Source organism: Mesorhizobium sp. M1D.F.Ca.ET.043.01.1.1 (assembly GCF_003952385.1).
Classification (GTDB): domain Bacteria; phylum Pseudomonadota; class Alphaproteobacteria; order Rhizobiales; family Rhizobiaceae; genus Mesorhizobium.
The window spans coordinates 6664048-6690610 of sequence record NZ_CP034444.1 but is presented as its reverse complement, the minus strand read 5'-3'; the positions used below and the strand labels follow the sequence as shown (position 1 = coordinate 6690610).

Annotated in this window: 31 protein-coding genes and 1 pseudogene; 15 read left to right on the top strand and 17 right to left on the bottom strand. The window is 64.2% G+C overall.

Going from position 1 to position 26563, the window contains the following annotated elements; translation table 11 throughout:
- Nucleotides 1–11 precede the first annotated feature (11 nt).
- From tgt to coaD, 7 genes and pseudogenes are all read right to left on the bottom strand, one after another.
- Nucleotides 12–1142: a tRNA guanosine(34) transglycosylase Tgt gene (gene tgt / locus EJ067_RS32205; protein WP_126089106.1), complete on the bottom strand. Its 1131-nt coding sequence runs from the start codon at nucleotides 1140–1142 to the stop codon at nucleotides 12–14.
- Nucleotides 1135–1403, bottom strand: a pseudogene (locus EJ067_RS35585) (hypothetical protein). The gene tgt and the pseudogene EJ067_RS35585 overlap by 8 nt, the downstream one beginning before the upstream one ends.
- Complete coding sequence (gene queA, locus EJ067_RS32195) at nucleotides 1393–2481, bottom strand: tRNA preQ1(34) S-adenosylmethionine ribosyltransferase-isomerase QueA (protein WP_126089105.1); 1089 nt, start codon at nucleotides 2479–2481, stop codon at nucleotides 1393–1395. Before queA ends, EJ067_RS35585 begins: the two are co-directional and overlap by 11 nt.
- A complete protein-coding gene (locus EJ067_RS32190; RefSeq protein WP_126089829.1) occupies nucleotides 2481–2930 on the bottom strand; it encodes a DMT family transporter in 450 nt (149 codons plus the stop codon). Before EJ067_RS32190 ends, queA begins: the two co-directional genes overlap by 1 nt.
- A gap of 12 nt (nucleotides 2931–2942) precedes the next feature.
- Nucleotides 2943–3455 carry a peptidylprolyl isomerase gene (locus tag EJ067_RS32185; RefSeq protein WP_126089104.1) on the bottom strand — a complete coding sequence of 171 codons (513 nt, stop codon included), beginning with the start codon at nucleotides 3453–3455 and terminating at the stop codon, nucleotides 2943–2945.
- Nucleotides 3456–3485: 30 nt separating this feature from the next.
- The gene (locus EJ067_RS32180; protein WP_126089103.1) at nucleotides 3486–4076 is read right to left on the bottom strand and encodes a peptidylprolyl isomerase; all 591 of its coding nucleotides are present in this window, start codon (nucleotides 4074–4076) and stop codon (nucleotides 3486–3488) included.
- Between the two features lie 18 nt (nucleotides 4077–4094).
- Entirely contained in the window at nucleotides 4095–4595 is a 501-nt protein-coding gene (gene coaD / locus EJ067_RS32175) for a pantetheine-phosphate adenylyltransferase (protein ID WP_126089102.1), read from the bottom strand.
- 204 nt (nucleotides 4596–4799) lie between these two features.
- On the opposite strand from coaD, the gene EJ067_RS32170 reads away from it, so the two are divergent.
- Nucleotides 4800–4952, top strand: coding sequence for a hypothetical protein (locus EJ067_RS32170; protein ID WP_126089101.1), 153 nt, complete (start codon nucleotides 4800–4802; stop codon nucleotides 4950–4952).
- Nucleotides 4953–5011: 59 nt separating this feature from the next.
- Here EJ067_RS32170 and gyrA read toward each other — a convergent pair whose 3' ends face one another.
- Both gyrA and EJ067_RS32160 read right to left on the bottom strand, forming a co-directional pair.
- On the bottom strand, nucleotides 5012–7804 hold the full coding sequence (gene gyrA / locus EJ067_RS32165) for a DNA gyrase subunit A (protein WP_126089100.1): 2793 nt from the start codon (nucleotides 7802–7804) through the stop codon (nucleotides 5012–5014).
- Between the two features lie 157 nt (nucleotides 7805–7961).
- Nucleotides 7962–8831, bottom strand: coding sequence for an AraC family transcriptional regulator (locus EJ067_RS32160; protein WP_126089828.1), 870 nt, complete (start codon nucleotides 8829–8831; stop codon nucleotides 7962–7964).
- Nucleotides 8832–8915: 84 nt separating this feature from the next.
- Between EJ067_RS32160 and EJ067_RS32155 the strand changes: the two genes are divergently transcribed.
- The 3 genes from EJ067_RS32155 to EJ067_RS32145 all read left to right on the top strand — a co-directional run bounded on the left by EJ067_RS32155 (nucleotide 8916) and on the right by EJ067_RS32145 (nucleotide 10681).
- Nucleotides 8916–9446, top strand: coding sequence for a hypothetical protein (locus EJ067_RS32155; protein WP_126089099.1), 531 nt, complete (start codon nucleotides 8916–8918; stop codon nucleotides 9444–9446).
- Between the two features lie 32 nt (nucleotides 9447–9478).
- Nucleotides 9479–9856, top strand: coding sequence for a VOC family protein (locus EJ067_RS32150; RefSeq protein ID WP_126089098.1), 378 nt, complete (start codon nucleotides 9479–9481; stop codon nucleotides 9854–9856).
- Between the two features lie 195 nt (nucleotides 9857–10051).
- Complete coding sequence (locus tag EJ067_RS32145; protein WP_126089097.1) at nucleotides 10052–10681, top strand: MarC family protein; 630 nt, start codon at nucleotides 10052–10054, stop codon at nucleotides 10679–10681.
- A 120-nt stretch (nucleotides 10682–10801) separates the two neighbouring features.
- On the opposite strand, the gene EJ067_RS32140 is transcribed toward EJ067_RS32145, so the two are convergent.
- The 3 genes from EJ067_RS32140 to EJ067_RS32130 are packed head-to-tail and all read right to left on the bottom strand — an operon-like array spanning nucleotide 10802 to nucleotide 12203.
- Nucleotides 10802–11227 (bottom strand): OsmC family protein, encoded by a 426-nt coding sequence (locus EJ067_RS32140; protein WP_126089096.1) that lies wholly within the window; start codon nucleotides 11225–11227, stop codon nucleotides 10802–10804.
- 24 nt (nucleotides 11228–11251) lie between these two features.
- The gene (locus tag EJ067_RS32135; RefSeq protein WP_126089095.1) at nucleotides 11252–11650 is read right to left on the bottom strand and encodes a DUF2306 domain-containing protein; all 399 of its coding nucleotides are present in this window, start codon (nucleotides 11648–11650) and stop codon (nucleotides 11252–11254) included.
- Between the two features lie 34 nt (nucleotides 11651–11684).
- Nucleotides 11685–12203, bottom strand: coding sequence for a single-stranded DNA-binding protein (locus EJ067_RS32130; RefSeq protein ID WP_067319755.1), 519 nt, complete (start codon nucleotides 12201–12203; stop codon nucleotides 11685–11687).
- Between the two features lie 257 nt (nucleotides 12204–12460).
- Here EJ067_RS32130 and EJ067_RS32125 point away from each other — a divergent pair, with 257 nt between their 5' ends.
- The 11 genes from EJ067_RS32125 to EJ067_RS32075 all read left to right on the top strand — a co-directional run bounded on the left by EJ067_RS32125 (nucleotide 12461) and on the right by EJ067_RS32075 (nucleotide 21721).
- Entirely contained in the window at nucleotides 12461–12778 is a 318-nt protein-coding gene (locus EJ067_RS32125; RefSeq protein ID WP_245468097.1) for a cupin domain-containing protein, read from the top strand.
- Nucleotides 12779–12822: 44 nt separating this feature from the next.
- Nucleotides 12823–13137 (top strand): metalloregulator ArsR/SmtB family transcription factor, encoded by a 315-nt coding sequence (locus EJ067_RS32120; protein ID WP_126089093.1) that lies wholly within the window; start codon nucleotides 12823–12825, stop codon nucleotides 13135–13137.
- The gene (locus EJ067_RS32115; RefSeq protein ID WP_126089092.1) at nucleotides 13134–13610 is read left to right on the top strand and encodes an SRPBCC domain-containing protein; all 477 of its coding nucleotides are present in this window, start codon (nucleotides 13134–13136) and stop codon (nucleotides 13608–13610) included. The genes EJ067_RS32120 and EJ067_RS32115 overlap by 4 nt, the downstream gene beginning before the upstream one ends.
- A 27-nt stretch (nucleotides 13611–13637) precedes the next feature.
- Entirely contained in the window at nucleotides 13638–14243 is a 606-nt protein-coding gene (locus EJ067_RS32110; RefSeq protein WP_126089091.1) for an ATP-dependent Clp protease proteolytic subunit, read from the top strand.
- A gap of 136 nt (nucleotides 14244–14379) precedes the next feature.
- Nucleotides 14380–14604: a hypothetical protein gene (locus EJ067_RS32105; protein ID WP_126089827.1), complete on the top strand. Its 225-nt coding sequence runs from the start codon at nucleotides 14380–14382 to the stop codon at nucleotides 14602–14604.
- A 772-nt stretch (nucleotides 14605–15376) separates the two neighbouring features.
- Nucleotides 15377–18298, top strand: a complete 2922-nt coding sequence (gene uvrA / locus EJ067_RS32100) for an excinuclease ABC subunit UvrA (RefSeq protein WP_126089090.1) — start codon at nucleotides 15377–15379, stop codon at nucleotides 18296–18298.
- Entirely contained in the window at nucleotides 18298–18708 is a 411-nt protein-coding gene (locus EJ067_RS32095; protein ID WP_210211676.1) for a DUF302 domain-containing protein, read from the top strand. The genes uvrA and EJ067_RS32095 overlap by 1 nt, the downstream gene beginning before the upstream one ends.
- A complete protein-coding gene (locus EJ067_RS32090) occupies nucleotides 18705–19163 on the top strand; it encodes a GNAT family N-acetyltransferase (protein WP_126089088.1) in 459 nt (152 codons plus the stop codon). The genes EJ067_RS32095 and EJ067_RS32090 overlap by 4 nt, the downstream gene beginning before the upstream one ends.
- 29 nt (nucleotides 19164–19192) lie before the next feature.
- Nucleotides 19193–19999: a DUF72 domain-containing protein gene (locus tag EJ067_RS32085; protein ID WP_126089087.1), complete on the top strand. Its 807-nt coding sequence runs from the start codon at nucleotides 19193–19195 to the stop codon at nucleotides 19997–19999.
- Nucleotides 20000–20207: 208 nt separating this feature from the next.
- Complete coding sequence (locus EJ067_RS32080; protein ID WP_126089086.1) at nucleotides 20208–20465, top strand: hypothetical protein; 258 nt, start codon at nucleotides 20208–20210, stop codon at nucleotides 20463–20465.
- 110 nt (nucleotides 20466–20575) lie between these two features.
- A complete protein-coding gene (locus EJ067_RS32075; RefSeq protein ID WP_126089085.1) occupies nucleotides 20576–21721 on the top strand; it encodes a GGDEF domain-containing protein in 1146 nt (381 codons plus the stop codon).
- A 13-nt stretch (nucleotides 21722–21734) separates the two neighbouring features.
- Here the strand turns inward: EJ067_RS32075 and EJ067_RS32070 are convergent, their stop codons facing one another.
- The 5 genes from EJ067_RS32070 to urtB form a co-directional block, all read right to left on the bottom strand.
- Nucleotides 21735–21911 carry a hypothetical protein gene (locus tag EJ067_RS32070; RefSeq protein WP_126089084.1) on the bottom strand — a complete coding sequence of 59 codons (177 nt, stop codon included), beginning with the start codon at nucleotides 21909–21911 and terminating at the stop codon, nucleotides 21735–21737.
- Between the two features lie 261 nt (nucleotides 21912–22172).
- Complete coding sequence (gene urtE / locus EJ067_RS32065; protein ID WP_126089826.1) at nucleotides 22173–22868, bottom strand: urea ABC transporter ATP-binding subunit UrtE; 696 nt, start codon at nucleotides 22866–22868, stop codon at nucleotides 22173–22175.
- Nucleotides 22869–22938: 70 nt separating this feature from the next.
- On the bottom strand, nucleotides 22939–23685 hold the full coding sequence (urtD, locus tag EJ067_RS32060; RefSeq protein ID WP_126089083.1) for an urea ABC transporter ATP-binding protein UrtD: 747 nt from the start codon (nucleotides 23683–23685) through the stop codon (nucleotides 22939–22941).
- Between the two features lie 6 nt (nucleotides 23686–23691).
- Entirely contained in the window at nucleotides 23692–24915 is a 1224-nt protein-coding gene (gene urtC / locus EJ067_RS32055) for an urea ABC transporter permease subunit UrtC (protein WP_126089082.1), read from the bottom strand.
- Nucleotides 24912–26528, bottom strand: a complete 1617-nt coding sequence (gene urtB, locus EJ067_RS32050; RefSeq protein ID WP_126089825.1) for an urea ABC transporter permease subunit UrtB — start codon at nucleotides 26526–26528, stop codon at nucleotides 24912–24914. The genes urtC and urtB overlap by 4 nt, the downstream gene beginning before the upstream one ends.
- Nucleotides 26529–26563: the final 35 nt, after the last annotated feature.

Genomic DNA, 26563 nt, shown 5'->3' with positions numbered 1-26563 from the left:
GAGACACACGACTAGATGGCCGGAATATCGCCCCTCGCCCAGCCTTCCGAAATCTCGGCAGCGCGCGTTTCGAAGGCTTTTGCCTCGATCGCGGCGCGGATGTCCTGCATCAGCTTCTGATAATAGGACAGGTTGTTCCAGGTGAGCAGCATTGCGCCGAGCGATTCCTGCGAGCGCACGAGATGATGCAGATAGGCGCGCGAATAGTCGCGCGCGGCCGGGCAATCGCTTTCCTCATCCAGCGGACGCGGATCGTCGGCATGGCGAGCGTTGCGCAGGTTGATCTTGCCGCGGCGCGTGTAGGCAAGCCCATGGCGGCCGGCGCGCGTCGGCATCACGCAGTCGAACATGTCGATGCCGCGCGCCACCGACTTCAAGATGTCGTCCGGGGTGCCGACGCCCATCAGGTAGCGCGGCCTGTCGGCCGGCAGCTCCGGGCAGGTTATCTCCAGCATCTCCAGCATCACCGCCTGCGGCTCGCCCACCGCCAGCCCGCCGACAGCGTAGCCCTTGAGATCCATCGCCTTCAGCGCCTGCGCCGAGCGCACGCGCATCACCGCGCTGTCGCCGCCCTGCACGATGGCGAACATCGCCTTGCCCGGCTGGTCGCCGAAAGCCGTCTTGCAGCGTTCGGCCCAGCGCAGCGACAGCTCCATGGCGCGCTCGATCTCCGTCGGCTTGGCCGGCAGCGCGGTGCATTCGTCGAGCTGCATCTGGATGTCTGAATCGAGCAGCCCCTGGATCTCGATCGACCGCTCCGGCGACATCTCGTAAGGTGCGCCGTCGATATGCGAGCGGAAGGTGACACCCTTCTCCGTCAGCTTCCTGAGCTTCGACAGCGACATCACCTGGAAGCCGCCGCTGTCCGTCAGGATCGGATGCGGCCAGCGCGCGAATTCATGCAGGCCGCCGAGCTTCGCCACGCGCTCGGCCCCAGGCCGCAGCATCAGATGATAGGTGTTGCCGAGGATGATGTCGGCGCCGACGCCGCGCACCTGGTCCATATACATGGCCTTGACCGTGCCGCCGGTGCCGACCGGCATGAAGGCCGGCGTGCGGATCTCGCCGCGCGGCATCGAAACCAGGCCGCGCCGCGCCCTGCCGTCGGTGGCAAGCAGCTTGAAGAAGAACGTCTCAGCCATCGAATTCCTTGTCGTGCACTGGTGCCCCGGGTGTCTGCCGGTCGAGCGACTGCCGGTAGCGGATGCAGCCGCGCATGAATTTCGGCCAGGGCGGCACGGCGATTGCCGGCTCGGTCTTCTCCGGCAGCAGTCCCAGAGGTCGGGGTGATGCCAGCAGAGGTCGTGGCCGGTCGCATCGCGGTGCGCGCGGATGCCGGCGCGCAGCTTCCTCACTTCCGCGATCAGCGCATCGCGGTCCAATCCTTCCAGATCATCGTCCATCGCTCGTCTCCGCTCGATAAAGCAGGCTGGAGTCGCCGTAGGAGTAGAACCTGTAGCGGCTCTCGATGGCATGCGCATAGGCCGAACGCATCGTCTCCAGCCCGCTGAAGGCCGAGACCAGCATGAACAGCGTCGAGCGCGGCAGGTGGAAATTGGTCATCAAGATGTCGGCTGTCCGGAAACGGTAGCCTGGCGTGATGAAGATGTCGGTCGGTCCCGACCAGGCCTCGATCCTGCCGTCTTCTAGCGCAGCGCTCTCGAGGAGGCGCAGCGACGTCGTGCCGACGGCGACGATCCGCCCTCCCCGGTCCCTTGCTGCATTGAGCACGTCTGCCGTCTCGCGGCTCACCGAGCCGGTCTCGGCATGCATCTTGTGGTCGGCGGTATCGTCGGCTTTCACCGGCAGAAAAGTGCCGGCGCCGACATGCAGCGTGACGAAGCGGCGCTCGACACCCTTGGCGTCGAGGGCTGCAAACAGCTCCGGCGTGAAATGCAATCCGGCGGTCGGTGCCGCGACGGCGCCCTCTTCCCTGGCATAGATGGTCTGGTAGTCGCTGCGGTCGCGCTCGTCATCGTCACGTTTTGAGGCGATGTAGGGCGGCAGCGGAATATGACCGACGGCGTGCATTGCCTCGTCGAGGAAGGGACCGGAGAGGTCGAAGCCGAGCAGCACCTCGCCCGCCTCGCCTTTCTCGATCACCGTCGCATCGAGCCGGCCGAGGAAGCAGGAATTCTGGTCATGGCCGAAATGGATGCGGTCGCCGACCGCAATGCGCTTGCCCGGCCGCATGAACGCCTTCCAACGGTCCGGCGTCACCCGCATATGCAATGTGGCCTCGACCTGCGCCATCGCTTCGCCGCGCCTGCGGATGCCTTTCAGCTGCGCCGGGATGACCTTGGTGTCGTTGAACACCAGCACGTCGCCTTCCCTGAGCAGCGACGGCAGATCGCGCACCGTTCGATCATCGAGGCCCTGGCCGGGCCTGACGACCAGCATCCTGGCGCTGTCGCGCGGCTCGGCCGGGCGCAGCGCAATGCGCTCCTCCGGCAGATCGAAATCGAACAGGTCGACGCGCATCAGTAGAGCCGGATAAGCAGCGCTCCGGCGAGCAGCAACACGGCCCCGGCGACGCGGCCAAGCGAGATCTCGCGCACCGCGACACCGAGGAAGCCGGCGCGGTCGATGAGCATGCCGGCGATCAGCTGGCCGGCGACCAGGAACGCCATCAGCGCGGCTGCGCCGATGCGCGGCGTGAGGATGGTGGAAAGCGTGACATAGAAGCCGCCGAGCATGCCGCCAGCGATGAACAGCCAGGGCGCCGGCGCCTTCCAGTCGAGCGAGATGCCCTGCAGCCTCACAACGGCGACCGCGATGATGCCGAGCACGATGGCGCCCGAAAGGAACGAAAAGGCGGCGGCCGCGACCGGAAGGCCGAGGCCGCGCGCCAGTTGCGAGTTGATCGGCGCCTGGATGGCGATGAAGGCGCCGGACAGGATGCCAAGCAGAGACCAGACAGCGCCCATGATCGTCATTTTGCCTTACTTGACGTCGGTCGCGACCTTCAGCGACACGATCTTGTCGGGATCCTGCACCGGCTCGCCGCGCTTGATCTTGTCGACATTCTCCATGCCTTCGATGACCTGGCCCCAAACCGTGTACTGGCGGTTGAGGAACGCCGCGTCGTCGAAACAGATGAAGAACTGCGAGTTGGCCGAATTCGGGTTCTGGGCGCGGGCCATCGAGCAGGTGCCGCGGCCATGGTTGGCGTTCGAGAATTCGGCCTTCAGGTCCGGCTTGTCGGAACCGCCCATGCCGGCGCGAGACGGCGCGAAGGTCGGCTTGCTCGAATTGCCGAACTTGACGTCGCCGGTCTGCGCCATGAAGCCGTCGATAACGCGGTGGAACACCACGCCGTCATAGGCGCCTTCGCGCGCCAGTTCCTTGATGCGGGCGACATGGCCGGGCGCCAGGTCGGGGTACATTTCGATGACGACCGGACCCTTGGTCGTTTCCATGATGAGCGCGTTCTCGCGGTCTTTGATCTCAGCCATGTCGGAAAATCCTTTTGAAAATTGAGAGAGTTACTTGCCGTCGGCGGCGATGCGAACCTTGATCATGCGGTCGGGATCGGTGACGGTGCCGTTGTCTGCCTCGTCGCCCTTCTTGATCTTGTCGACAAGATCCATGCCGCTGACCACCTTGCCGACGATGGTGTACTGGCCGTCAAGGTTCGGCGCCGGCGCGAACATGATGAAGAACTGGGAATTGGCCGAATTCGGGTCCTGCGAGCGGGCCATGCCGACCACGCCGCGGGTGAATTGCTCGCTCTGCGAAAACTCGGCCGGCAGGTCCGGAAGGTCGGAACCGCCGGTGCCAACGGCCTCGGGGTTGAAGCCCTTCTCCATGTTGCCGAACTTGACGTCGCCGGTCTGCGCCATGAAGCCGTTGATGACGCGATGGAAAGCGACATTGTCGTAGGCGCCGTCGCGCACCAGCTTCTTGATCTGCGCGACATGCTTGGGCGCCAGGTCTGGACGCAGGGCGACGGTCACGTCGCCGTCCTTCAGCGTGATGACCATGGTGTTTTCCTTGTCGGCTGCGACGGCAGGCAGGGATGCGGCCACGAGGCCGGCAAGCACGACGAGGAACGTAGCGAGCTTCTTCAGCTGCATGAACTCTTCTCCGAAAGGTTATTTCGCAAATTTGGCGGCGAGCGCGCCGGCAACGGCCGCCGGCACGAACGGGCGGATGTCGCCGCCCATCGACGCAATCTGGCGGACAAGTGTGGCGGTAATGGTGCGCACCGAAGGGCTGGCCGGCAGGAAAACCGTCTGCAGTTCCGGCGCCATCGTCTCGTTCATGCCGGCCATCTGCATCTCGTAGTCGAGATCGGTGCCGTCGCGCAGGCCGCGGATGATGATCGAGGCGCCATGCTTCCTGGCGGCGTCGATGACGAGGCCATCGAACGAGACGACCCTGATGCGGGCGCTGTCACGGCCGAACTCGGCCTTGGTCGCCGCCTCGATCAGCTTCTCACGGTCTTCGAAGGAAAACAGCGGCGTCTTGCCGGGGTGGACGCCGATCGCGGCGTAGACCGTGTCGGCCACGGCAAGCGAAGCCTTCAAGACATCGAGATGTCCGTTGGTCAGCGGGTCGAAGGAGCCGGCATAAAGGGCGGTGCGTTCAGTCATGGCAGGCTTCTAGCGAGCCTCTCAAACAAAGGCAAATCCCATTGATGTGCCCGAATGTGCAATGCCCGTGAACCTTTTCACGGACATGAACGACAGATGAATGCGACAATCACGAACGCTTCACGCAGCGTTCACTAGGTTGCCGCTTCAGGAGATGAAACCAAAGCACCATCTTTATCGTTGTAAGCGCAGGAGAACACGCAAATGCTGATCTACATGCTTGCCACTGCAATGACCATCGTGATGCTGATCGCCACCGCATTCGGGTTGCATCAGGAAGCAGCGCGGGTGCGCGTCAAGGCCAACACCAAGCGTCTCGAAGGTTTCGTTGGCCGCAAGCCCTACCGTCACTTCTGACCCCAGCTCCAACCCCGAGAACGACCGCACCGGCCCGAAGGCCGGTGACGCCAGCCAGGCTATTCAGTATCGGTCTGGCCCGGCTCTTCGGACCCGGTCTCGACTGCTGAGCTATCTTCGGCTTCCTCGTCCGACTGCGGCTCCGAGATCCGTTCCACCGACACCACCTTCTCGCCTTCGGCCGTGTTGAAGATGGTCACGCCCTTGGTGGCGCGGCTGGCGAAGCGTATGCCATTGACCGGCACGCGGATGACGGTGCCGCCGTCCGAAACCAGCATGATCTGATCGTCGTTGCCGACCGAGAAGGTCGCCACCAGCCGGCCGATCTCGGCCGTTTTCGAGACATCGGTGGCACGGATGCCCTTGCCGCCGCGGCCGGTGAGGCGGAAATCATAGGACGACGAGCGCTTGCCGTAGCCATATTCGGTAACCGTCAGCACGAGCTGCTCGTGCATCTTGAGGAAGTCGTAGCGCTCCTCGGAAAGTTCCGCCTCCTCGCCGATCTCCTCATTGGTGAGCGCGATCTCCTCCTCCTCGCCGGCCGTTCCGGCCGCAAGGCGGCGCTCGGCGGCAGCGCGCTTGAGATAGGCGGCACGCTCCGCGGGCGAGGCGTCGACATGCTCGATCACCGACATCGAGATCACGCGATCGGTCTCGGCCATGGCGATGCCGCGCACGCCGACGGAATTGCGGCTCTGGAAGACGCGCACGTCGGAGACCGAAAAGCGGATGCACTGGCCGGAATTCGCCGTCAGCAGCACGTCGTCATTGTCGGTGCACGTCTCGACGCCGAGGATCTCATCGCCCTCTTCCTCCAGCTTCATGGCGATCTTGCCGTTGCGGTTGACCTGGACGAAGTCGGACAGCTTGTTGCGGCGCACCGTGCCACGCGTGGTGGCGAACATCACGTCGAGTTCGCCCCAACTCGTCTCGTCCTCGGGCAGCGGCATGATGGTGGTGATGCGCTCGCCCTGCTCCAGCGGCAGCATGTTGATCAGCGCCTTGCCGCGCGACTGCGGGTTGCCAACCGGCAGCCGCCAGACCTTTTCCTTGTAGACGATGCCGCGCGAGGAGAAGAACAGCACCGGCGTATGCGTGTTGGCGACGAACAGCCGGGTGACGAAATCCTCTTCCTTCGTCGACATGCCGGAGCGGCCCTTGCCGCCGCGGCGCTGTGCCCGGTAGAGCGAGAGCGGCACGCGCTTGATGTAGCCGGAATGGCTGACCGTGACGACCATGTCCTCGCGCTGGATCAGGTCCTCGTCTTCCATGTCCGCCCCGCCTTCGGCGAGCTCGGTGCGGCGCGGTGTGCCGAACTCGTCGCGCACCGCGATCAGCTCGTCCTTGACGATCTGCTGGATGCGCGCGCGAGAAGACAAAATATCAAGGTAATCAACGATTTCGGCGCCGATCTTGTTCAATTCATCGGCGATCTCGTCGCGGCCGAGCGCGGTCAGGCGCTGCAGGCGCAGATCGAGGATGGCGCGGGCCTGCTCTTCCGAGAGATTGTAGGTGCCGTCCTCGTTGATGCGGTGACGCGGATCGTCGATCAGCTGGATCAGCGGAGCGACGTCGTGGGATGGCCAGCGCCGCTCCATCAACTGCTCGCGCGCCGTCTGCGGATCGGGGGCGGTGCGGATCAGCTTGATCACCTCGTCGATGTTAGCGACCGCGATCGCAAGACCGACCAGCACATGGGCTCTCTCGCGCGCCTTGCGCAAAAGGTACTTCGTGCGCCGGCTGATCACCTCCTCGCGGAAGCCGACGAAGGCCTTCAGCATGTCGATCAGCGTCAGCACTTCCGGCTTGCCGCCGTTCAGCGCCACCATGTTGGCGCCGAACGAGGTCTGCAGCGGCGTGAAGCGGTAAAGCTGGTTGAGGATGACGTCGGCAACGGCCTCGCGCTTCAGTTCGACGACGACGCGGTAGCCCTGGCGATCGCTCTCGTCGCGGATGTCGGAAATGCCCTCGATGCGCTTCTCGCGCACCAGTTCCGCCATCTTCTCGATCATCGCCGCCTTGTTCACCTGATAGGGAATCTCGGTGATGATGATCGATTCACGGTCGTTGCCGCGCGCCTCGATGTTGACGCGGCCGCGCATGACGATCGAGCCGCGGCCCGTCGAATAGGCGTTGTAGATGCCGGAACGGCCAAGCACGATGCCGCCGGTCGGGAAATCCGGACCGGGCACGATTTCCATCAGCGACGGCAGGTCGATCGCCGGATTGTCGATGATGGCGATGGCACCGTTGCAGACCTCGGCCAGGTTGTGCGGCGGGATGTTGGTGGCCATGCCGACGGCGATGCCGCCCGAGCCGTTGACGAGCAGGTTCGGGAAGCGCGCCGGCAACACCTTCGGTTCGCTGCCTGAAGCGTCGTAAGTGTCCTGGAAATCGACGGTTTCCTTGTCGATGTCTTCCAGCAACTCGTGCGCGACCTTGGTCAGCCGGGACTCGGTGTATCGCATCGCCGCCGGCGGATCGCCGTCGATCGAGCCGAAATTGCCCTGACCGTCGATCAGCGGCACGCGCAGCGACCAGTCCTGCGCCATGCGTACCAGCGCGTCGTAAATCGAGGCGTCGCCATGCGGATGGTATTTACCCATCACGTCGGCGACCGGGCGCGCCGACTTCACATATTTGCGGTTCCAGTGGTAGCCGCTCTCGTGCGAGGCATAGAGGATGCGGCGGTGCACAGGCTTCAGGCCGTCGCGCACGTCGGGCAGCGCGCGGCTGACGATCACGCTCATGGCGTAATCGAGATAGGAGCGCTGCATCTCCTCGATGATCGAAATCGGCTCGATGCCGGTGGGGCCGCCCTCCGGCCCGCGCGGTGTCTTCTGGTCGGTCAAATCAGGTCACAATCCAGTCGGGAATCACTGGCTGCTTATATAGGAAGCCGGGTAGAAACTCCAATGGCGACGGCACTTTTCCAGAGACAATTTCGACGGTAATTTCAAATGGATACCGCTGATTGCGACGATATGGCCGAGCTGCATTTCGCCCTTGTCAGTCAAGGCCGGCTGTGTCGAACGGCTTTGGCTGACGTCTGCATCCGCCCGTCCGTTTGGCGCGATAGATGCCGGGCGCCTCTCCCATCTCGCGCTTGAACCGGCGGTTGAAGGTCGACAGGTCGTTGAAGCCGGCATCGAAAGCGATTGTCGAGATCGCCTCGTCCGACGTGCGCAGCCGCACCGCGGCGTGGTGCAGCCTGGTCCTCAACAGGAATTGGTAGGGCGTCATGCCGACGACCTGCCGGAACGTGCGCAGGAAATGATATGGGCTGGTCGCCGTGCCGTCGGCGAGTTCGCTGAGCGACAGCGGCCGCTCGGCATTGAGCTCTATCAGGCGCACCGCCTCGGCAACGCGTTTCTGGTCGCGCCGGCTGGGTGTCCGGGCAATCTCGGACGAATCCGCCGCAGCCGCGACCACCGCGCCGGCGATGCGCAGTCCAAATTCCTCGAACGCCTCGCTGTCGGCTGTTTCCCGCGCTGCCTCCGCTTGCGCCAGCAATGGCGCCAGGGCCGCCAAGGGCGGCAGCCGTGGACCGGCGAAGCCAAGCCGCTTCGCGCCCGGTACATCCGCGACCAGGCGCTCCATATAGGGGGAAGAAAAATGGAAGGAGAGGCAGCGGTCGCCGGTGCCGTGCTCGTGCCCGCACTCATAGCAAGTGCCGGGATTGCCGAGCAGGATGGCGCCGGGAGCAAGCATCGCTGAGCCCTGGCGCGTGCGGTAGCGGAACGTACCGCTGGTCACCGCGGCGACGCAGAAAATACGGTGCTGTTCCTCGAACGGCCTGTCGCCGGCGCCGGCGGTGCAGATTACGTCCGACACCTGCCAGCCAGATCCCGAGGCAAGGTTTTTCGCGGTCGTCGTCATCGCCGAAAGATAGCAATTTTTCCCAAGCGCAGAACCCGCCATGCCCCTATTGCTTGTCCTCTCCTGACAAACGAGGCAGCAACCATGACCGATCCCTTTGCCGAAGCCTTGCGCAGCGACGGTCCCGATGCGGACCTCGCCGACAAATTGAAACTTTACGGCCGCTTCATCGGCGCCTGGACGTTCGAGGCCACGCGCACCTTGGAGGACGGCACCAAGCTGACCGGACGTGGCGAGGTGCATTTCGGCTGGGTCCTGGAAGGCAAGGCGGTTCAGGACGTGTGGATCCTGCCCGCACGCGATGCCGGTCCCTCGCCATCGCTCGGGCCATGGACCTTCTACGGCACGACGCTGCGCGTCTACGACCCCGGCGCGGACGCCTGGCACATCTTCTGGAGCGATCCCCGCAACCAGTATTACAGCCGGCAGCTCAGCCGCGCCGAGGGCGACACGATCGTCCAGATCGGCGCCGACGGCAGCGGTTCCTCGGTGCGCTGGAGCTTCTCGCGCATCACCGAAAGTTCGTTCCGCTGGCTGGGCGAACGTTCGCATGATGGCGGCGCGACCTGGCGCACCGAGGTAGAGTTCCTGGCCCGCCGCGCGACTCCAGCCTGATCAACCAACCTGTTGTAACGACGGAGAAAACGATGTTCGACCACATCTCGATCGGCGTTCAAGACAGCGACGCCTCGAAGCGATTCTTCGATGCAGCGCTCAAGCCTCTCGGCTACACCTGCCTCAGCCAATCGCCGGGCTCGCTGGGCTATGGCAAGGAAGCGGCGCGCTACTGGGTCAATGACGCCGGCAAACCCGTGCCGGCGGATAGAGACTCCGGCCTGCATTTTTGCTTCGCGGCGCCCACGCGCGCCAGCGTCGACGCGTTCCATGCGGCGGCGCTGCGCGAAGGCGGCAAGGACAACGGCCAGCCCGGCCTGCGCGCCGCCTATGGCGACAACTACTATGCGGCGTTCGTCATCGACCCTGACGGCTACCGGCTCGAGGCCTATTGCGGCAAAGCGGACTGAGTATTTGCAGCCAAGTGGAATCACTTGGCGTCGCAGAAATGCGGCTAAATAAACAGATAGAGCGGGATGCCGACTTTTCTATTGACCTGCATCCCGCTCTATCCGGCTGAAATCCCCTTCCGGCTGTTCCCACCGCTCCCGCTTTGCTCTACCAATTGAAGAGCTAGGGCGTCGCCCGGCGGGAGGGGACCACCGATGCCGAGCTTCGACAGCCTGTTCAACGCCTTCGTCACCATCCTGGTGACCATCGACCCGCCGGGGTTGGCGCCGCTCTTCCTTGCCGTGACGCGCGGCATGAACCGCGAGGAGCGCCAGCAGGTCTCGGTGCGCGCCTCGGTGATCGGCTTCCTGGTGATGGCGCTGTTCGCCGTCGCCGGCGCCTCGATCCTGTCGGTGTTCGGCATCACGTTGCCGGCCTTCCGCGTCGCCGGCGGCTTCCTGCTCTTCTTCATCGCCTTCGAGATGGTGTTCGAGCGGCGTCAGGACCGCAAGGAGAAGATAGGCGACGTCGCCATCACCAAGGACATGATCCACAACATCGCCGCCTTCCCGCTGGCGATCCCACTGATCGCCGGCCCCGGCGCGATTTCGGCGACCGTGCTGCTGTCGGGACATTTCGAGGGTTTTGGCGCTCAAGCCGCGCTGGTCGGCATCATCGCGATCTGCCTCGTCCTCACCTATCTGGTCTTCGTGCTCGCCGAGCGCATCGACCGCATCCTCGGCCAGACCGGCCGCTCGATCCTGACCCGGCTGCTTGGCGTGATCCTGGCGGCGTTGGCCGTGCAGTTCGTCGCCGATGGCGTCAGGGCGCTTATGGCCGCCTAGAGCAATTCCAGGAAAAGTGTGAGCGGTTTTCCGTCCGGAATTGCGTAAAAACAAGGAGATAGGGCGTTTCGCCGTTTCCGTGAAACGGTGAAACGCACTAGGACGCCTCTTCCTACTGCTCTACTTCACCGCCGTATCGACCACTTCGAAATCATGCGTGACCGTCGCGGTCTTCGCCATCATGGCTGTGGCCGAGCAGTATTTCTCGATCGACAGGTCGATCGCGCGTTTCACCTTGTCGCGCGACAGGGATCGGCCCTTGACGATGAAATGCATGTGGATGCGGGTGAAGACGCGCGGCTCGGTCTCGGCGCGATCGGCGTCGAGCTCGACCACGCAGTCCTCGACCGCCTCGCGGCCTTTTTCCAGGATATGGACGACGTCATAGGCCGAGCAGCCGCCGGTGCCGATCAGCACCAGCTCCATCGGGCTCGGCCCCGGCGTCCGGCCCTCCGGCCCATGCGCCGTGCCCAGCACGACCTTGTGACCGCTGCCGGACTCGCCGACAAAGGTGCGTTCCTCGACCCATTTGACGCGTGCTTTCACGATGATCTTCCTTGCGATACTGCCCTACTGACCGAACACGACGGCGTGCATGATGCGGCCGGGCAGCAGGGTGAAGATGCCGGCGCCGACCAGCGCGAACAGATAGAGCTTTATCATGGCGCTGCGATGCGCGGCCACCTTATGGGTGTGCGCATACCATACCGCCAGCGGCGCGGTGACAATCACCAGGATAGACAGGATATGGATCGGGCTGAACGGCCCGATCAGGCGGATCTGCTGGATCCAGAAGCTCGAGACGGCGATGACCAGCATCAGGGCCGCCCAGACATAGCCCAGCACGCGGTGGCGCGCCGTGCCCTTCGGCAGCGCAAGCTGCGTCCCGCCTATCGCCAATGCGGCGACGGCGGCGAACGCATGCCATAGAATGGGAGGAGGCGCCGTCAGCAATGGTCCTGGCGACATCGCGCCTTTCCCTCAACCGATCGTCTCGAAAGGCTTAGAACGGAATCTCGTCGTCCAGCTCGCGCGACGAACCGCCGCCACCGCCCCTGGAACCGCCACCGCCGCCGCGGCTGAAACCTTCGTTCGGGCCGGACTGGCCGAAATCGGAACCGCGGCTGTTGCCGCCGCCGGCATAGCTGCCGACCTGGCCGCCACCCTCGCCGCGCGCGTCGAGCATCTGCAACTCGCCGCGGAACTTCTGCAGCACGACCTCGGTCGTGTAGCGGTCATTGCCGGTCTGGTCCTGCCATTTGCGTGTCTGCAGCTGGCCTTCGACATAGACCTTCATGCCCTTCTTCAAATACTGCTCGGCCACTTTGGCTAGCTGGTCGTTGAAGATGACGACATTGTGCCACTCGGTCTTTTCCTTGCGCTCGCCGGAATTCTTGTCGCGCCAGCTTTCCGACGTGGCGATGCGGATGTTGACGACCGGATCGCCCGAATTCAGGCGGCGGATTTCAGGGTCCGCTCCGAGGTTGCCGACCAGAATGACCTTGTTGACGCTACCCGCCATCGTACTTCTCCGCGCTCATCCGAAACAAATTTCAAGTCGCTCACCTTACAGCCTGCAGGTCGCCCATGCCTGCAAAGGCTGGCTTTTCCCACAAGGTTTTTGTTCTCTTTTCGTTCTAGTCCGGACCATTGTTTCTGTCAAGGAATGTCAGCAACAGGTAGTATTCCTGCGCAGGAAACAAAGGGGGTATCTCGGTGGACATCGTCAAGCATGAGGATCAGCCGCGCGAAAATTGGCGGACCGGAGTGGAAACCCGCATGCACACAGCCGCCGCCAACGGCGCAGCCGAGCTTTGCATATTCGAGCAGTGGGTGGCGCCCGGCATGGGCGCGCCGACGCATAGGCACTCAGTCGAGGAAGTTCTGACGGTGATTGCCGGTGAAGCCGAAATGTGGATCGACGACCGGCATGCCGTGCTCACTACCGGACAGTCGCTGATCATTCCCGCACAACGCAGGCATGGCTTCCGTAACGTTGGTCCCGGCACGCTTCACATTCATGCCGTGCTTGCATCGCCTGTCTTCGAGGCAACCTTCGACGGAGCCGCGGAGCCGGTGAGACGCTGGACATCATAAAACGAGACTTGCCAAACCAATAAGTGTCGACTTATGCTTTGTGCATGATCGAAGCAGAGATTTTCCGGGCCCTGGCCGATCCGACACGGCGCGCGGTCTATGAACGGCTCGCGGCAAGCGAGATGAGCGTGTCCGAGCTCCGCGCCGGCATGAGCGTATCGCAGCCCGCCGTCTCGCAGCACCTTGCCGTGCTGCGCGGCGCCGGCCTCGTGGTCGAGCGTCGCGCCGGCCGCAATGCCTACTACCGCGCCGACCCGCAAGGCCTCGATCCGCTGCTTGGCTGGATCGAACGCTACCGCGCCTTCTGGCCGGAGCGCATCGAGAGGTTGAAGACGGTTCTGAGGGAAATGGACCAATGACGGCAAAGAAACACCCGGCGGCGGCCGATGCGCCGCTCAGCTTCGAGTGCGAGCTTCCCGATCCACCGGAAAGGGTCTGGCGGGCGCTGACCGAGCCCGAACTGCTCGCGGCCTGGATGATGCCGAACGACATGAAGCCGGAAACCGGCAAGCGCTTCGCCTTTGCCGGACCGGACGCACCGATCGAGTGCGAAGTACTCGAGGCCGAGCCCGGCAAGCTGCTGCGCTATTCCTGGCGCGAGCAGCCAAGTGGCGAAGATGCCGACCATCTGCCGGCATTCGATAGCGTCGTCACCTTCAAGCTTGCGCGCACGGCCTCCGGCGGCACGCATCTCAGCATCGTCCATGACGGCTTCGCGCCGGTCGCGCAGCCTGTCATCGCCGTTTCTGGCGCCGGCTGCGGGCTTTGGCTCGATGCGCGCAAGAACCCGACGGCCGCCAATGCGCCCTGCATGATGCTGCGCGCGGCTTGACCGACGACAACCGAGGAGACCTGGCTCATGAGCGCCCTTGCCAATCTGGTGCCGATGGTGATCGAGCAGTCGAGCCGCGGCGAACGCGCCTTCGACATTTTCTCGCGGCTGCTGCGCGAGCGCATCGTCTTCATCAACGGCGAGATCAATGACGGCGTGTCGGCGCTGGTCTGCGCGCAGCTTTTGTCGCTGGAATCGGACCATCCCGACAAGGAGATATCGATCTACATCAACTCGCCGGGCGGCGTGATGACCAGCGGCTTCGCCATCTACGACACGATGCAATACATCTCCTGCCCGGTGTCGACGGTGTGCATGGGCTTTGCCGCCTCGATGGCTTCTTTCCTGCTGATGGCCGGCTCGCCGGGGCGGCGCATCGCGCTGCCCAACACCAGGATCGTGCTGCATCAGCCGCTCGGCGGCTTCCAGGGCCAGGCCTCCGACATCCAGCGCCATGCCGAGGACATTCTGCGCACCAAGCGCCATATGACGGAGCTCTATGCCAGGCACTGCGGCCGCAGCTACGAAGAGGTCGAGCGCACGCTCGACCGCGACTATTTCATGACCGCCGCGGAGGCCAAGGCCTGGGGCCTCGTCGACCATGTTTACGACACGCGCAAGAAGGTGGCCTGAGGTGAATGGAAGACGCGCGGCAATTTGATTGCCGCCGTGTCTGGCCTCGCTCCCGGCGCGTCTCTATAGTTGGCGAATGACGACGCACCGGCAGTCCAGACATTTGCGCATCGCCCTCGCCGCTCTCGCCGGCGCCATGATCGGCAGCACCGCAGCCTTTGGCGACGACGGTTCGGCGCGGAAGCTTCCAGGCGTCAGCGGCGACTACCGTATCGCCAAGCCCGCGCCGCAGCCCGAGCCTGACGACGCTCTTCCGGCCGGCGGCAACGGCACGTTCAAGATCGGCGATACCGATGTCAGGATTTCCGGCAGCATAACCATCGACATGGCAACGGGCGGCATCAGGCCTCCCAACCGCTGATCGGCGAGCCTAACGGCTGCAAGGTCGAGAAAGAAAATCCTCAGTCCCTCAAAATTCAAGCCCCGCCGCTGCTTCCGCAGGTGGACGGGGCTTTCATGGATCTGAAACCCAACTTTAGCCGGGAGTGGACTGCCGGCGTTCTGTTTCGGATGCTACGCGGCATTCAGCCGACGATCCGACTATGGTCTCTGATTGTACGGATTCGACAAGTCACGGTTTGTCGGACTGGCGCTCGCGCCTGTCCTGGCACTTATGCCTGCCGCGGCTCCATCAACGCGTGGAGCCTCAAGGGACTGTCCGGTGGCGTCATGCTCCGCTCCTGGGTCCGTTGCGACAATGTCGTTCGAAGCGCAAATCGCTATCGCCTACGGCGTCTCGCAGGCCACCTTTGGGTGACGAGGCCATCGAAAGACGGCCGGCTTCGGTTGACGTTTCGAGACTGCTCCCGTGAGTCGCCGGCGTCAACCGTCGAATAGCCGGTTACCGAAAAATGTGATCGTTCGGAGGTTACGTCCAGGTAAGTCGAATGCCTTTCGCCGATCGGCCGGAGCGGCTTTTGCGATCATTGTTTCCACAGCGCTTTGTCAGGAGCGTGTTCGGCCTTTGTTCTTTACGCTTGCCCGTTCGCGCGAAAGACGGTTAAACCCGTACTTGGCAACTTCCGTCGAGATCGTGGCGTCTCTCGACGCGGCGGCGAAACTACCTACATAGGGGATGGCCGGGACAAACCCGCCCAATCCAGAAAATTCCAGACCTGAGGCGGCGACCGGCGATGGCCGACCAAAAATACCTTTCCATTCGCGGAGCCCGCGAACACAATCTCAAGAACGTCGATCTCGACCTGCCGCGCGACAGCCTGATCGTCATGACCGGGCTGTCGGGTTCCGGCAAGTCGTCGCTCGCCTTCGACACCATCTATGCCGAGGGCCAGCGCCGTTACGTCGAAAGCCTGTCGGCCTATGCCCGCCAGTTCCTGGAAATGATGCAGAAGCCGGACGTCGACCAGATCGACGGCCTGTCGCCCGCCATCTCGATCGAGCAGAAGACGACCTCGCGCAACCCGCGTTCGACGGTCGGCACCGTCACCGAGATCTACGACTACATGCGCCTGCTGTTCGCGCGCGTCGGCATTCCCTATTCGCCGGCCACCGGCCTGCCGATCGAGAGCCAGACCGTCAGCCAGATGGTCGACCGGGTGCTGGCGCTTGACGAAGGCACGCGCCTCTATTTGCTGGCGCCGATCGTGCGCGGCCGCAAGGGCGAGTACCGCAAGGAACTGCTGGAACTGCAGAAGAAGGGCTTCCAGCGCGTCAAGGTCGACGGCGTCTTCTACGAGATCGCCGACGTGCCGGCGCTGGACAAGAAGTACAAGCACGACATCGACGTCGTCGTCGACCGCATCGTCGTGCGCGGCGATCTGGCGACGCGGCTTGCGGATTCGATGGAAACCGCGCTGAAGCTCGCCGAGGGCCTTGCCGTGGCCGAGTTTGCCGACAGGCCGCTCGACGCCAGCCAGACGGGCGAGGACTCGGTCAACAAGTCGAAGAACGAGACGCATGAGCGCATCATGTTCTCGGAGAAATTCGCCTGTCCGGTCTCGGGCTTCACCATTCCCGAGATCGAGCCACGGCTGTTCTCCTTCAACAATCCGTTCGGCGCCTGCCCGACCTGCGACGGCCTCGGCAGCCAGCGCGCCATCGACGCCAACCTCGTGGTGCCGGACGAGAACGTCTCGCTGCGCGACGGCGCCATCAGCCCGTGGGCGAAATCGACCTCGCCCTATTACGCGCAGACGCTGGAAGCGCTCGGCAAGGCCTATGGCTTCAAGCTCGGCGACAAGTTCAAGGACCTGAGCGCCGAAGCACAGGAGGCCGTGCTGCACGGCACGGGCGAGCGCGAGATCACCTTCCAGTATGACGACGGCCTGCGCTCCTATAAGACCACCAAGACCTTCGAGGGCGTCATCCCCAATCTCGACCGGCGCTGGAAGGAAACGGAGTCGGCCTGGATGCGCGAGGAGATCGAGCGCTTCATGTCGGCCACCCCTTGCCCCGCCTGCAATGGCTACCGGCTGAAGCCGGAGGCGCTCGCGGTCAAGATCGCCGGCAAGCACATCGGCGAGGTGACCGAGCTTTCGATCCGCAAGGCCGACCAGTGGTTCACCGGCCTGCCGGCTGCGCTCAACGAAAAGCAGAACGAGATCGCGGTCCGCGTGCTGAAGGAAATCCGCGAGCGGTTGCGCTTCCTCAACGATGTCGGCCTCGACTATCTGACCCTGTCGCGCAATTCCGGCACGCTGTCCGGCGGCGAAAGCCAGCGCATCCGCCTCGCCTCGCAGATCGGCTCCGGCCTGACCGGCGTGCTCTATGTGCTCGACGAGCCGTCGATCGGCCTGCACCAGCGCGACAATGCGCGCCTGCTCGACACGCTCAAGCACCTGCGCGACATCGGCAACACGGTGATCGTCGTTGAGCATGACGAGGACGCCATCCTGCATGCCGACTATGTCGTCGACATCGGCCCGGCCGCCGGCATCCACGGCGGTGAGATCATCGCGCAAGGCACGCCTCAGCAGATCATGGCGACGCCCGCTTCGATCACCGGCAAGTACCTGTCGGGCGAGCTCGAAGTGGCGACGCCGGAAGTGCGCCGCGAGGCGAAGAAGAACCGGCGCATCAAGGTCGTCGGCGCGCGCGGCAACAACCTTAAGAATGTCACGGCGGAAATCCCGCTCGGCACCTTCACCTGCGTGACCGGCGTGTCCGGTGGCGGCAAGTCAACCTTCCTGATCGAGACGCTGTTCAAGGCGGCCTCGCGCCGCATCATGGGCTCGCGCGAGCATCCGGCCGAGCACGACCGCATCGAGGGGCTGGAGTTCCTCGACAAGGTCATCGACATCGACCAGTCGCCGATCGGCCGCACGCCGCGGTCCAATCCGGCGACCTATACCGGCGCCTTCACCCCGATCCGCGACTGGTTCGCCGGTCTGCCGGAGGCCAAGGCGCGCGGCTATCAGCCGGGGCGCTTCTCCTTCAACGTCAAGGGCGGCCGCTGCGAGGCCTGCCAGGGCGACGGCGTCATCAAGATCGAGATGCACTTCCTGCCCGACGTCTATGTCACCTGCGACGTCTGCCACGGCAAGCGCTACAACCGCGAGACGCTGGACGTGCTGTTCAAGGGCAAGTCGATCGCCGACGTGCTCGACATGACGGTCGAGGAAGGTGTCGACTTCTTCTCGGCGGTGCCCGGCGTGCGCGACAAGCTGGAAACGCTGAAGCAGGTCGGCTTGGGCTACATCCATATCGGCCAGCAGGCGACGACGCTGTCGGGCGGCGAGGCGCAGCGCATCAAGCTCGCCAAGGAGCTGTCGCGCAAGGCAACCGGCAAGACGCTCTACATCCTCGACGAGCCGACCACCGGCCTGCATTTCCACGACGTCGCCAAGCTGCTCGAAGTGCTGCACGAGCTGGTCGACCAGGGCAACACGGTGGTGGTGATTGAGCACAATCTCGAAGTCATCAAGACCGCAGACTGGGTGCTCGACCTCGGCCCAGAAGGCGGCGACGGCGGCGGCGAGCTGGTCGCATCGGGCACACCGGAAGCGATCGTGCGCGAGAAGCGCAGCTACACCGGCCAGTTCCTGAAGGAGCTTCTGGAGCGGCGCCCCGGAGGCAAGCGCGAAGCGGCGGAGTGATGACGACCAACGGCCTCGTCTCCGTCGAAAGCCGCTTCAGCGTCGGTGAAACCATCGACCGGCTCGTTGAGACCGTTACCAATGCGGGATTGCGCGTCTTCGCGCGCATCGACCATGCCGCCGGCGCGCATGAAATCGGTGCGCCGTTGCGTCCGACCGAGTTGCTGATCTTCGGCCACCCGAAAGGTGGCACGCCGCTGATGCAGGATCGCCAGTTGGCCGGCATCGACCTGCCGATCAAGGCGCTGGCCTGGGAGGATGCGCGAGGCCAGGTCTGGCTGTGCTACAACGATGCGTATTGGCTGGCCGATCGCCACGGGCTTGGCGATGCCAGCCGCGCTGCGGTAGCGGCGATCGCCGCGGGCATGGCAAAGGTGGTCGCGGCCGCTGCCGGAGTCGATCAATCATGAGACTTGCCCGGCCCGAAGATCTCGCAGCCATCGTCGGACTGACCACGGAAGCCTACGCGCCCTACACCGCCCTGCTCGGCGCGCCGCCGATCCCGGTCACCGAGGACTACGCGCCGCGCATCGAACGCGGCGAGATTTGGCTGCTGGAAAAAGGCTCCGAACTTGCCGGGCTGATCGTGCTCGAACGCCATGCGGATCATGCGATGATCTTCAGCGTGGCCGTGGCGCCGGCGTTTCAAGGCAAGAGGCTGGGCATCGCGCTGCTCGATTTCGCCGATGAGCAGGCGCGGCTGTGGGACTTGCCGGAGGTGCGGCTCTACACCAATTCGCGCATGGAGCGGAACATCGCGCTCTATACGGCCTATGGTTTCCTGGAAACGGGTCGCCGGCCCCACCCCTACCGGCCAGGATGGGTTGTGGTCGACATGGCCAAGCCGGTCGATAAGGCCGCCTGATCGCATTTTTTGAAACTGGGAGGATGACAATGGCCAGCCAAGGAAAGATCCGCTCCGGCATGGGCGGCTGGACCTTCGAGCCATGGGATACTTCCTTCTATCCGGACAAGCTGTCGAAGGCGAAGCAACTCCACTATGCCAGCCGCCAGGTGCCGAGCATCGAGGTCAACGGCACTTTCTACTCCAGCTTCAAGGAGCCGACCTTCGTCAAATGGGCGAGCGAAGCGCCCGACGGCTTCGTCTATTCGCTGAAAGGCAACCGCTTCGTCACCAACCGCCGCGTGCTGGGCGAAGCAGGCGAATCGGTGATGCGTTTCCTGGGCTCGGGCGTCGCCGCGCTCGGCGACAAGCTGGGGCCGATCCTGTGGCAGTTCGCGCCGACGAAGAAGTTCGACGCGGACGATTTCGAGGCCTTTTTGAAGCTGCTGCCCGAGAAGCAGGACGGCGTGCCGCTGCGCCATGCCCTGGAAGTCAGGCATGACAGCTTCATCGTGCCGGAATTTCCGACGCTGGCGCGAAAATACAATGCCGCCATCGTCTATGCCGACCATGCCAAATATCCGGCGATCGCCGACGTCACCGGCGACTTCGTCTATGCGCGGCTGCAGACCGGCAGCGACGACAATCCGGACTGCTACACGCCAAAGGGCCTCGACGAGTGGGCGGCGCGGGTGAAGACCTGGGCCGAAGGCAAGCAGCCGGCCGACCTGCCGCGCGCCGACCCGCAGACGGATGCGCCGGTCAAGCCGCGCGACGTGTTCGCCTACTTCATCACCGAAGGCAAGGTGCGCGCGCCCTTCGGCGCCATGGCGCTGATGAAGCGGGTAACCGATTAAAGCGGCGAGCCTTTACCGCAGTCATATCCTCTTGTTTAAGCACCGGATTTGCCTTGGTGTCCGATCTGCTTTGCGTGGCTCCGTCGGAACTTGCCGGGCATCTCGACCGTTTTGTCTTTTTCGCCGATGGCCGTCTTTCATAGCGGTCGGGCGCCGCTGAACGCTGGCCGGGGCTGCGGTATCGGAGAACCCGAAGAAGCGAGGTGACATGGCTGTCATCTTCATTGGAATGTTGCTTACTGTCGCCGGGATTGTGTACGTGGCGAGTGCAGTCCTCTGGCGCGGGCAACTTAGCGATCCGGCATCTGCCGCCTCGGATCGCCCGAAGCCATACCTCGCAACGCCTGGACCGACGCTGGAGCCACGCCGGCGCGGGCTCCGTTTCCTCGGCCTTTCACAGAATTGGCCAGGTCTGCTGATGATGATGGTTGGCCTTGCCCTGCTATTGTCGGTAATGATCCTGTAACGCAGGAATTCCAGCATCTTCACCGCAATCGTAACGCAATCGATACTTCCTTGCCGCACTAATGCACCTACGCCAGGTTGCAGGGGCCCGGCGCCGGCAGGGACGGGTGCATGCTGCTCGACTACAACTCATTGCTGCTGGCCGTCGGCTTCTCCGCTGCCTGCCTCAGCCTCACGCTGTTCGGGACCTGGCTGACCGCCCGTTCCGATAAGTTCCTGCTGACATGGGCAGTCAGCGTGCTGGTGGTCGTGGCCGAGGTCTTTGCCTATGACGCCTACATCGCGGCGCCCGGAACTGCCCTCGGCGTCCTGACGCTGGCGCTGCTGCTGCTCGGCTTCTCGGTGATGCTGGGCGCGGCCCACCAGTTCCGGACCGGCCGCTCGCCGCTGCCGCGCACCGCGCATGGCGCAGGCATCTCCTTCGCCCTGGCGTTGCCGCCGATCGCGCTCGGCTACGACGGATTGGGCTTCATGCTCGAGAATTCGCTTGCGGCGCTGCTTCTGTTCGGCACCGCGCATGAATATTGGAAAGGCCGCGCGGAGGCGCCGGCGCAGCTTGTTGGCGTGGCGCTGCTCTATTCGCTGACCGCCGCATCCTTCGCGCTGTGCGCGAGCGTGCTGGCATGGGACGGCAAGCTGGTCCTCGGCCACGCGCCGAGCAACTGGGCCGAGGATCTGAGCCTGGTCATCGTCATCGCCTCGATGACCGGTATCGGCGCGCTGTCGCTGGCGCTCAACCAGGGGCGGCTCGCGCGCCACCACAAGCGCGAGGCCGAGACCGATGCGCTGACCGGGTTGCTCAACCGCCGCGCGTTGTTCGACCTGCACGGCAAAACGCCTGTCGGCGCCTTCATGGCGGTGGTGGTGTTCGACCTCGACGGCTTCAAGGCAATCAACGACCGGTTCGGCCATGCCGCCGGCGACGAGGTGCTGAAGATCTTCGCCGAAGAACTGTCAGGCAATCTGCGCCCGACCGACGTCGCCGCCCGCTTGGGCGGCGAGGAATTCGCGCTGGTGCTGAAGCGCACCTTGCCCGAGATGGTCGAGGGCACGGCCGAACAGATCAGGATGGCTTTTGCGGCGCGAACGATCGAGACCGAGACGGGCCGGCTGAATTGCACGGTGAGCGCTGGTTTCGCGCTCGGCAGCAACGAAGGCGTGAGCTTCGACAAGGTACTCAGCGCCGCCGACAAGGCGCTTTACGCAGCCAAGCGCGGCGGCCGCAACCGCGTGCTCGACACCCGACGCTGCGCTTGAGACTTGCCAGCCGTCAGTGGCGCCCGATCACTTCATTATAGGTGTCGAGGTCGACGTAAAAAACCTTGGTTATTTCGCCCAGCAGATCGTCCTCGTCGTAGCCTTGCGACATCAGGATGTTGATCGCCGTCATGATGTCCACGCGTTCAATGAGGCGTCGCTTCTGATAATCCTCGACAAAACGTTCCATCGCCTTCCCCTGGCAAGTTCTTTGTTGGACGCATTGACCGACAATCACTCTTGGGAAAGCTAGGCGGGCTTGCTTGCGTGGAACTTGCGGCCGAACCCGCCCTTCCCCTCCTTCGCGACTGGTACGGAAAGCGGCCGACTCACCAGGGCCAAGAAAAGACTAGCACGCGGCTTTACACGCGCCAGAGTTAGGAAGGACTGGGTCGCAGAAATATTGGGCTTGCTATCGGCTCACGGGATCGCCTGAAGTCGAGCCGCCCGTTTAGACTGTCAGGTACTTCCGCACATCCGCGCGGTCGAGATCCTCGGCCGGCCCGGTGTGCACGATCCGGCCGCGGTCCATGATGTTGACCTCGTCGGCAAGCTCGCGGCAGAAGTCGAGGTACTGTTCGACCAAAAGCACGGCGATCCCTGCCTGGTCGCGCAGATAGCGGATGGCGCGGCCGATGTCCTTGATGATCGACGGCTGGATGCCCTCTGTCGGTTCGTCGAGCACGAGCAGTTTCGGCCGCATCACCAGCGCCCTGCCGATGGCGAGCTGCTGCTGCTGGCCGCCGGACAGGTCGCCGCCGCGTCGCGACAGCATCTGCTTGAGCACCGGAAACAGCTCGAAGACATGCGCCGGGATGTTGCGGTCGCCACGTCTCAGCGGCGCGAAGCCCGATTCCAGATTCTCGCGCACCGTCAGCAGCGGAAAGATCTCCCTGCCCTGCGGCACGAATGCGATGCCCGACCGGGCGCGGTCATACGCCGCGCTCCGGTCGAGCGCCTTCCCCTCGAAGGCAACGCTTCCGCTCGTCAGCCGGTGATGGCCGACGATCGATCTCATCAAACTGGTCTTGCCGACGCCGTTGCGGCCGAGCACGCAGGTTATCTTGCCTGCATCGGCCTTCAGCGAAACGCCGCGCAGCGCCTGGGCGGCGCCGTAGTGGAGCGTGGCATTGGAGACTTCCAGCATGGTCAACGCCTTCTCCAACGCCGAAGGAAAGCGAAATCGAAACGGTGGAACGGAACGCGCCAGACCATGCTCATCGCCCCAGATAGACTTCGACGACGCGCTCGTCGGCCGAGACGAAATCGAGCGTGCCTTCCGACAGCACCGAGCCTTCGTGCAGGCAGGTGACCTTGACGCCGAGCTCGCGCACGAAATGCATGTCGTGCTCGACGACGATCACCGAATGGTCGCGCGCGATATCCTTGAGCAGCCGTGCGGTTTCCTCCGTCTCGGCGTCGGTCATGCCGGCGACCGGCTCGTCGACGAGCAAGAGTTTTGGGTCCTGCGCGAGCAGCATGCCGATCTCCAGCCACTGCTTCTGGCCGTGGCTGAGATTGGCGGCGAGCTCGTTGCGCTTGTCGCCGAGACGGATGATGCCGAGGATATCGTCGATGCGCCGCGCCTCGGCCGCCGAGCGGCGGTGGAAGAGCGCCGGGAAGATCGAGCGCGGTCCTTTCAGCGCCAGCATCAGATTGTCCTCGACGCTGTGGCTCTCGAAGACGGTCGGCTTCTGGAATTTGCGGCCGATGCCCATCATGGCGATCTCGGCCTCGTCGTGGCGGGTCAGGTCCACTTGGCCGTCGAAGAACACCTCGCCCTCGTCCGGCCGCGTCTTGCCGGTGACGATGTCCATCATCGTCGTCTTGCCGGCGCCGTTCGGCCCGATGATCGCCCGCATCTCGCCCTTGTCGAGCACCAGCGACAGACTGTTGATGGCGCGGAAACCGTCGAAGGAAACCGAGACGCCGTCGAGATAGAGGATGGTGTTCGACTTGCTCATGATCGCTCACTCCGCCGGCTGCGGCTCGGCGCCGGAAGCGGACCATGCGCCCGGGGTCCTCGCCGCCGAGCGCACGATCCTCGGCTCTGGCGCCTCCGGATCAGCGCCGGCTTCCTCAGCGAGCGAAGCCGCGCGCAGCGCGCTGGCCTTGTCGCGCCACGAATCCCACATGCCGACGATGCCCTTGGGCAGCAGCAGCGTGACGGCGACGAACAGCCCGCCCAGCGCGAACAGCCAGAATTCCGGCAAGACGCCGGTGAACCAGGATTTGCCGGCGTTGACGAGCAGCGCGCCAATGATCGGGCCGACGATGGTTCCGCGCCCGCCGACGGCGGTCCAGATCACCACCTCGATCGAGTTTGCCGGGTCGAACTCGCCGGGGTTGATGATGCCGACCTGCGGCACGTAGAGCGCACCGGCGATGCCGGCCATGACCGCGGAGACGGTGAAGGCGAACAGCTTGACGTTCTCGGCCCGCCAGCCGAGGAAGCGGGTGCGGCTCTCGGCGTCGCGCACCGCCATCAGCAGCTTGCCGTATTTGGAGTGCACGATCGCCGCGGTGAGAAGAACCGCGAGCGCAAGCGTGACGGCGCTCGCCGCAAACAGCGCCGAGCGCGTCGCATCGGCCTGCACGTTGAAGCCGAGTATGTCCTTGAAATCGGTCAGGCCGTTGTTGCCGCCGAAACCCATGTCGTTGCGGAAGAAGGCGAGCAGCAGCGCATAGGTCATCGCCTGGGTGATGATCGACAGATAGACGCCGGTGACGCGGCTGCGGAAGGCGAACCAGCCGAAGACGAAGGCGAGCAGGCCGGGCACGGCGAGGACCATGAGCGCCGCGAACCAGAAATGGTCGAAGCCTTGCCAGAACCAGGGCAGTTCCTTGTAGTTCAGGAACACCATGAAGTCCGGCAGGATCGGGTTGCCGTAGACGCCGCGCGAGCCGATCTGGCGCATCAGATACATGCCCATCGCGTAGCCGCCGAGCGCGAAAAAGGCGCCGTGGCCGAGCGAGAGGATGCCGCAATAGCCCCAGACCAGATCGAGCGCGAGCGCCAGCAGCGCGTAGCAGAGATATTTGCCGACCAGCGCCACGATATAGGGCGGAACATAGAGGGCGCTCGTCGGTGAGACCGCCAGGTTGAGCAGCGGCACGATAACGGCCGCCGCCAGCAGGACGAGGATGGCGATGCCGATGCGGCGGTCGGCGGAAAAGAAGCGCTGCGTGATCATGCTTCCACCGCCCTGCCCTTCAGCGCGAACAGGCCGCGCGGGCGTTTCTGGATGAACAGGATGATCAGCACCAGCACGACGATCTTGCCGAGCACGGCGCCGGCATAGGGCTCGAGGAACTTGTTGACGATGCCGAGCGAGAAGGCGCCGACCAGCGTGCCCCAGAGGTTACCGACGCCGCCGAAGACGACGACCATGAAGCTGTCGATGATGTAGCCGCGGCCGAGATTGGGCGAGACATTGTCGATCTGGCTGAGCGCCACGCCTGCAATGCCAGCGATGCCCGAGCCAAGCGCGAAGGTCAGCGCGTCGACCCATGGCGTCTTGATGCCCATGGAGGCGGCCATGCGGCGGTTTGCGGTGACGGCGCGCATCTGTAGGCCCCAGGGCGTACGCTTCATGACATAGAGCAGCACCGCGAACACTAGCAGCGCGAACACCAGGATCCACAGCCGGTTCCAGGTGATCGCCAGCTGGCCGACGTCGAACGAGCCGGACATCCAGGACGGATTGCCGACCTCCTGGTTGGTCGGCCCGAAGATGGTGCGCACCGCCTGCTGCAGGATGAGAGAGACGCCCCAAGTGGCCAGGAGCGTTTCCAGCGGGCGGCCATAGAGGAAGCGGATGATGCCGCGCTCGATGGCAAGCCCGACCAGCGCGGCGACCAGGAAGGCGAGCGGCAGCGCGATGACCAGCGACCAGTCGAACAGGCCGGGGAACGACGTGCGGATCACCTGCTGGACGACGAAGGTGGTGTAGGCGCCGAGCATCACCATCTCGCCATGCGCCATGTTGATGACGCCCATGACGCCGAAGGTGATGGCAAGCCCGATCGCGGCGAGCAGCAGCACCGATCCGAGCGAGATGCCGTACCAGATGTTCTGGCCGGCATCCCACAGCGCCAGCGTCGAGTTGATGCGGCCGATGGCGGCGCTCGCCGCATCCCTGACCGCGCCTTGAGCGTTGGCCTCTGCCGAGGTGAGCAATGAAAGCGCGTCGCGATCGCCGCGCGCAGCGATGACCGAGACGGCGGCCAGCTTGTCGGCTTCCGGCCTGTCGGAGACGAGCACCGACGCCGCCCGCGCCTGCTCGAACATCGCCTTGACGCCGGGATCGGTCTCGGCAGCGATAGCGGCATCGAGCGGTTCGATGTTCGCCGCATCGGGGGCCTTGACCATGGTCGCCGCGGCGGCAAGGCGCACGGCAGGATCCTTGGCCCGCAGCGTCAGCGTGCCCAGCGCATCGCGGATCGTGCGGCGGAGCGCATTGTTGACCTTGATCTTGGCGAGGTCGATCTTCGCGGCGTCGGCTGCCTTGTCACCGCTCAGCGGATCGAGCAGTTCGATGCCGTCGCCGGCCTCCTTGCCGACAAAGACCTGGGAATCGGATTTGCGGATATAGAGATTGCCGTCGGCCAGCGCCGAGAGCGGGCGCTCGACGGCCGGATCGCCGCTCGCGGCCAGTTCGCGCACGACCGCTTCGGTGGCCGCGAAATTCGCAGCGGCGGCAAATTTGGCGATCGTCGCGCGAAGATCGGCCTCAGCCGCGCTCGACGGCAGCAGGCTTGCCATCGTCAGCAGCAACATCAGGCCGATCGAGCGCAACAAGGTCATCGTCTTCAAGCGGCTTCCAGGGGTTCGAGGCTTTC

Coding starts and splice junctions, on each gene's coding strand:
- tgt (WP_126089106.1), bottom strand. CDS start 1,142: ATGGCTGAGACGTTCTTCTTCAAGCTGCTTGCCACCGACGGCAGGGCG.
- queA (WP_126089105.1), bottom strand. CDS start 2,481: ATGCGCGTCGACCTGTTCGATTTCGATCTGCCGGAGGAGCGCATTGCG.
- EJ067_RS32185 (WP_126089104.1), bottom strand. CDS start 3,455: ATGGCTGAGATCAAAGACCGCGAGAACGCGCTCATCATGGAAACGACC.
- EJ067_RS32180 (WP_126089103.1), bottom strand. CDS start 4,076: ATGCAGCTGAAGAAGCTCGCTACGTTCCTCGTCGTGCTTGCCGGCCTC.
- coaD (WP_126089102.1), bottom strand. CDS start 4,595: ATGACTGAACGCACCGCCCTTTATGCCGGCTCCTTCGACCCGCTGACC.
- EJ067_RS32170 (WP_126089101.1), top strand. CDS start 4,800: ATGCTGATCTACATGCTTGCCACTGCAATGACCATCGTGATGCTGATC.
- EJ067_RS32160 (WP_126089828.1), bottom strand. CDS start 8,831: ATGACGACGACCGCGAAAAACCTTGCCTCGGGATCTGGCTGGCAGGTG.
- EJ067_RS32155 (WP_126089099.1), top strand. CDS start 8,916: ATGACCGATCCCTTTGCCGAAGCCTTGCGCAGCGACGGTCCCGATGCG.
- EJ067_RS32150 (WP_126089098.1), top strand. CDS start 9,479: ATGTTCGACCACATCTCGATCGGCGTTCAAGACAGCGACGCCTCGAAG.
- EJ067_RS32145 (WP_126089097.1), top strand. CDS start 10,052: ATGCCGAGCTTCGACAGCCTGTTCAACGCCTTCGTCACCATCCTGGTG.
- EJ067_RS32135 (WP_126089095.1), bottom strand. CDS start 11,650: ATGTCGCCAGGACCATTGCTGACGGCGCCTCCTCCCATTCTATGGCAT.
- EJ067_RS32130 (WP_067319755.1), bottom strand. CDS start 12,203: ATGGCGGGTAGCGTCAACAAGGTCATTCTGGTCGGCAACCTCGGAGCG.
- EJ067_RS32125 (WP_245468097.1), top strand. CDS start 12,461: ATGCACACAGCCGCCGCCAACGGCGCAGCCGAGCTTTGCATATTCGAG.
- EJ067_RS32120 (WP_126089093.1), top strand. CDS start 12,823: ATGATCGAAGCAGAGATTTTCCGGGCCCTGGCCGATCCGACACGGCGC.
- EJ067_RS32115 (WP_126089092.1), top strand. CDS start 13,134: ATGACGGCAAAGAAACACCCGGCGGCGGCCGATGCGCCGCTCAGCTTC.
- EJ067_RS32110 (WP_126089091.1), top strand. CDS start 13,638: ATGAGCGCCCTTGCCAATCTGGTGCCGATGGTGATCGAGCAGTCGAGC.
- EJ067_RS32105 (WP_126089827.1), top strand. CDS start 14,380: ATGATCGGCAGCACCGCAGCCTTTGGCGACGACGGTTCGGCGCGGAAG.
- uvrA (WP_126089090.1), top strand. CDS start 15,377: ATGGCCGACCAAAAATACCTTTCCATTCGCGGAGCCCGCGAACACAAT.
- EJ067_RS32095 (WP_210211676.1), top strand. CDS start 18,298: ATGACGACCAACGGCCTCGTCTCCGTCGAAAGCCGCTTCAGCGTCGGT.
- EJ067_RS32090 (WP_126089088.1), top strand. CDS start 18,705: ATGAGACTTGCCCGGCCCGAAGATCTCGCAGCCATCGTCGGACTGACC.
- EJ067_RS32085 (WP_126089087.1), top strand. CDS start 19,193: ATGGCCAGCCAAGGAAAGATCCGCTCCGGCATGGGCGGCTGGACCTTC.
- EJ067_RS32080 (WP_126089086.1), top strand. CDS start 20,208: ATGGCTGTCATCTTCATTGGAATGTTGCTTACTGTCGCCGGGATTGTG.
- EJ067_RS32075 (WP_126089085.1), top strand. CDS start 20,576: ATGCTGCTCGACTACAACTCATTGCTGCTGGCCGTCGGCTTCTCCGCT.
- EJ067_RS32070 (WP_126089084.1), bottom strand. CDS start 21,911: ATGGAACGTTTTGTCGAGGATTATCAGAAGCGACGCCTCATTGAACGC.
- urtE (WP_126089826.1), bottom strand. CDS start 22,868: ATGCTGGAAGTCTCCAATGCCACGCTCCACTACGGCGCCGCCCAGGCG.
- urtD (WP_126089083.1), bottom strand. CDS start 23,685: ATGAGCAAGTCGAACACCATCCTCTATCTCGACGGCGTCTCGGTTTCC.
- urtC (WP_126089082.1), bottom strand. CDS start 24,915: ATGATCACGCAGCGCTTCTTTTCCGCCGACCGCCGCATCGGCATCGCC.
- urtB (WP_126089825.1), bottom strand. CDS start 26,528: ATGACCTTGTTGCGCTCGATCGGCCTGATGTTGCTGCTGACGATGGCA.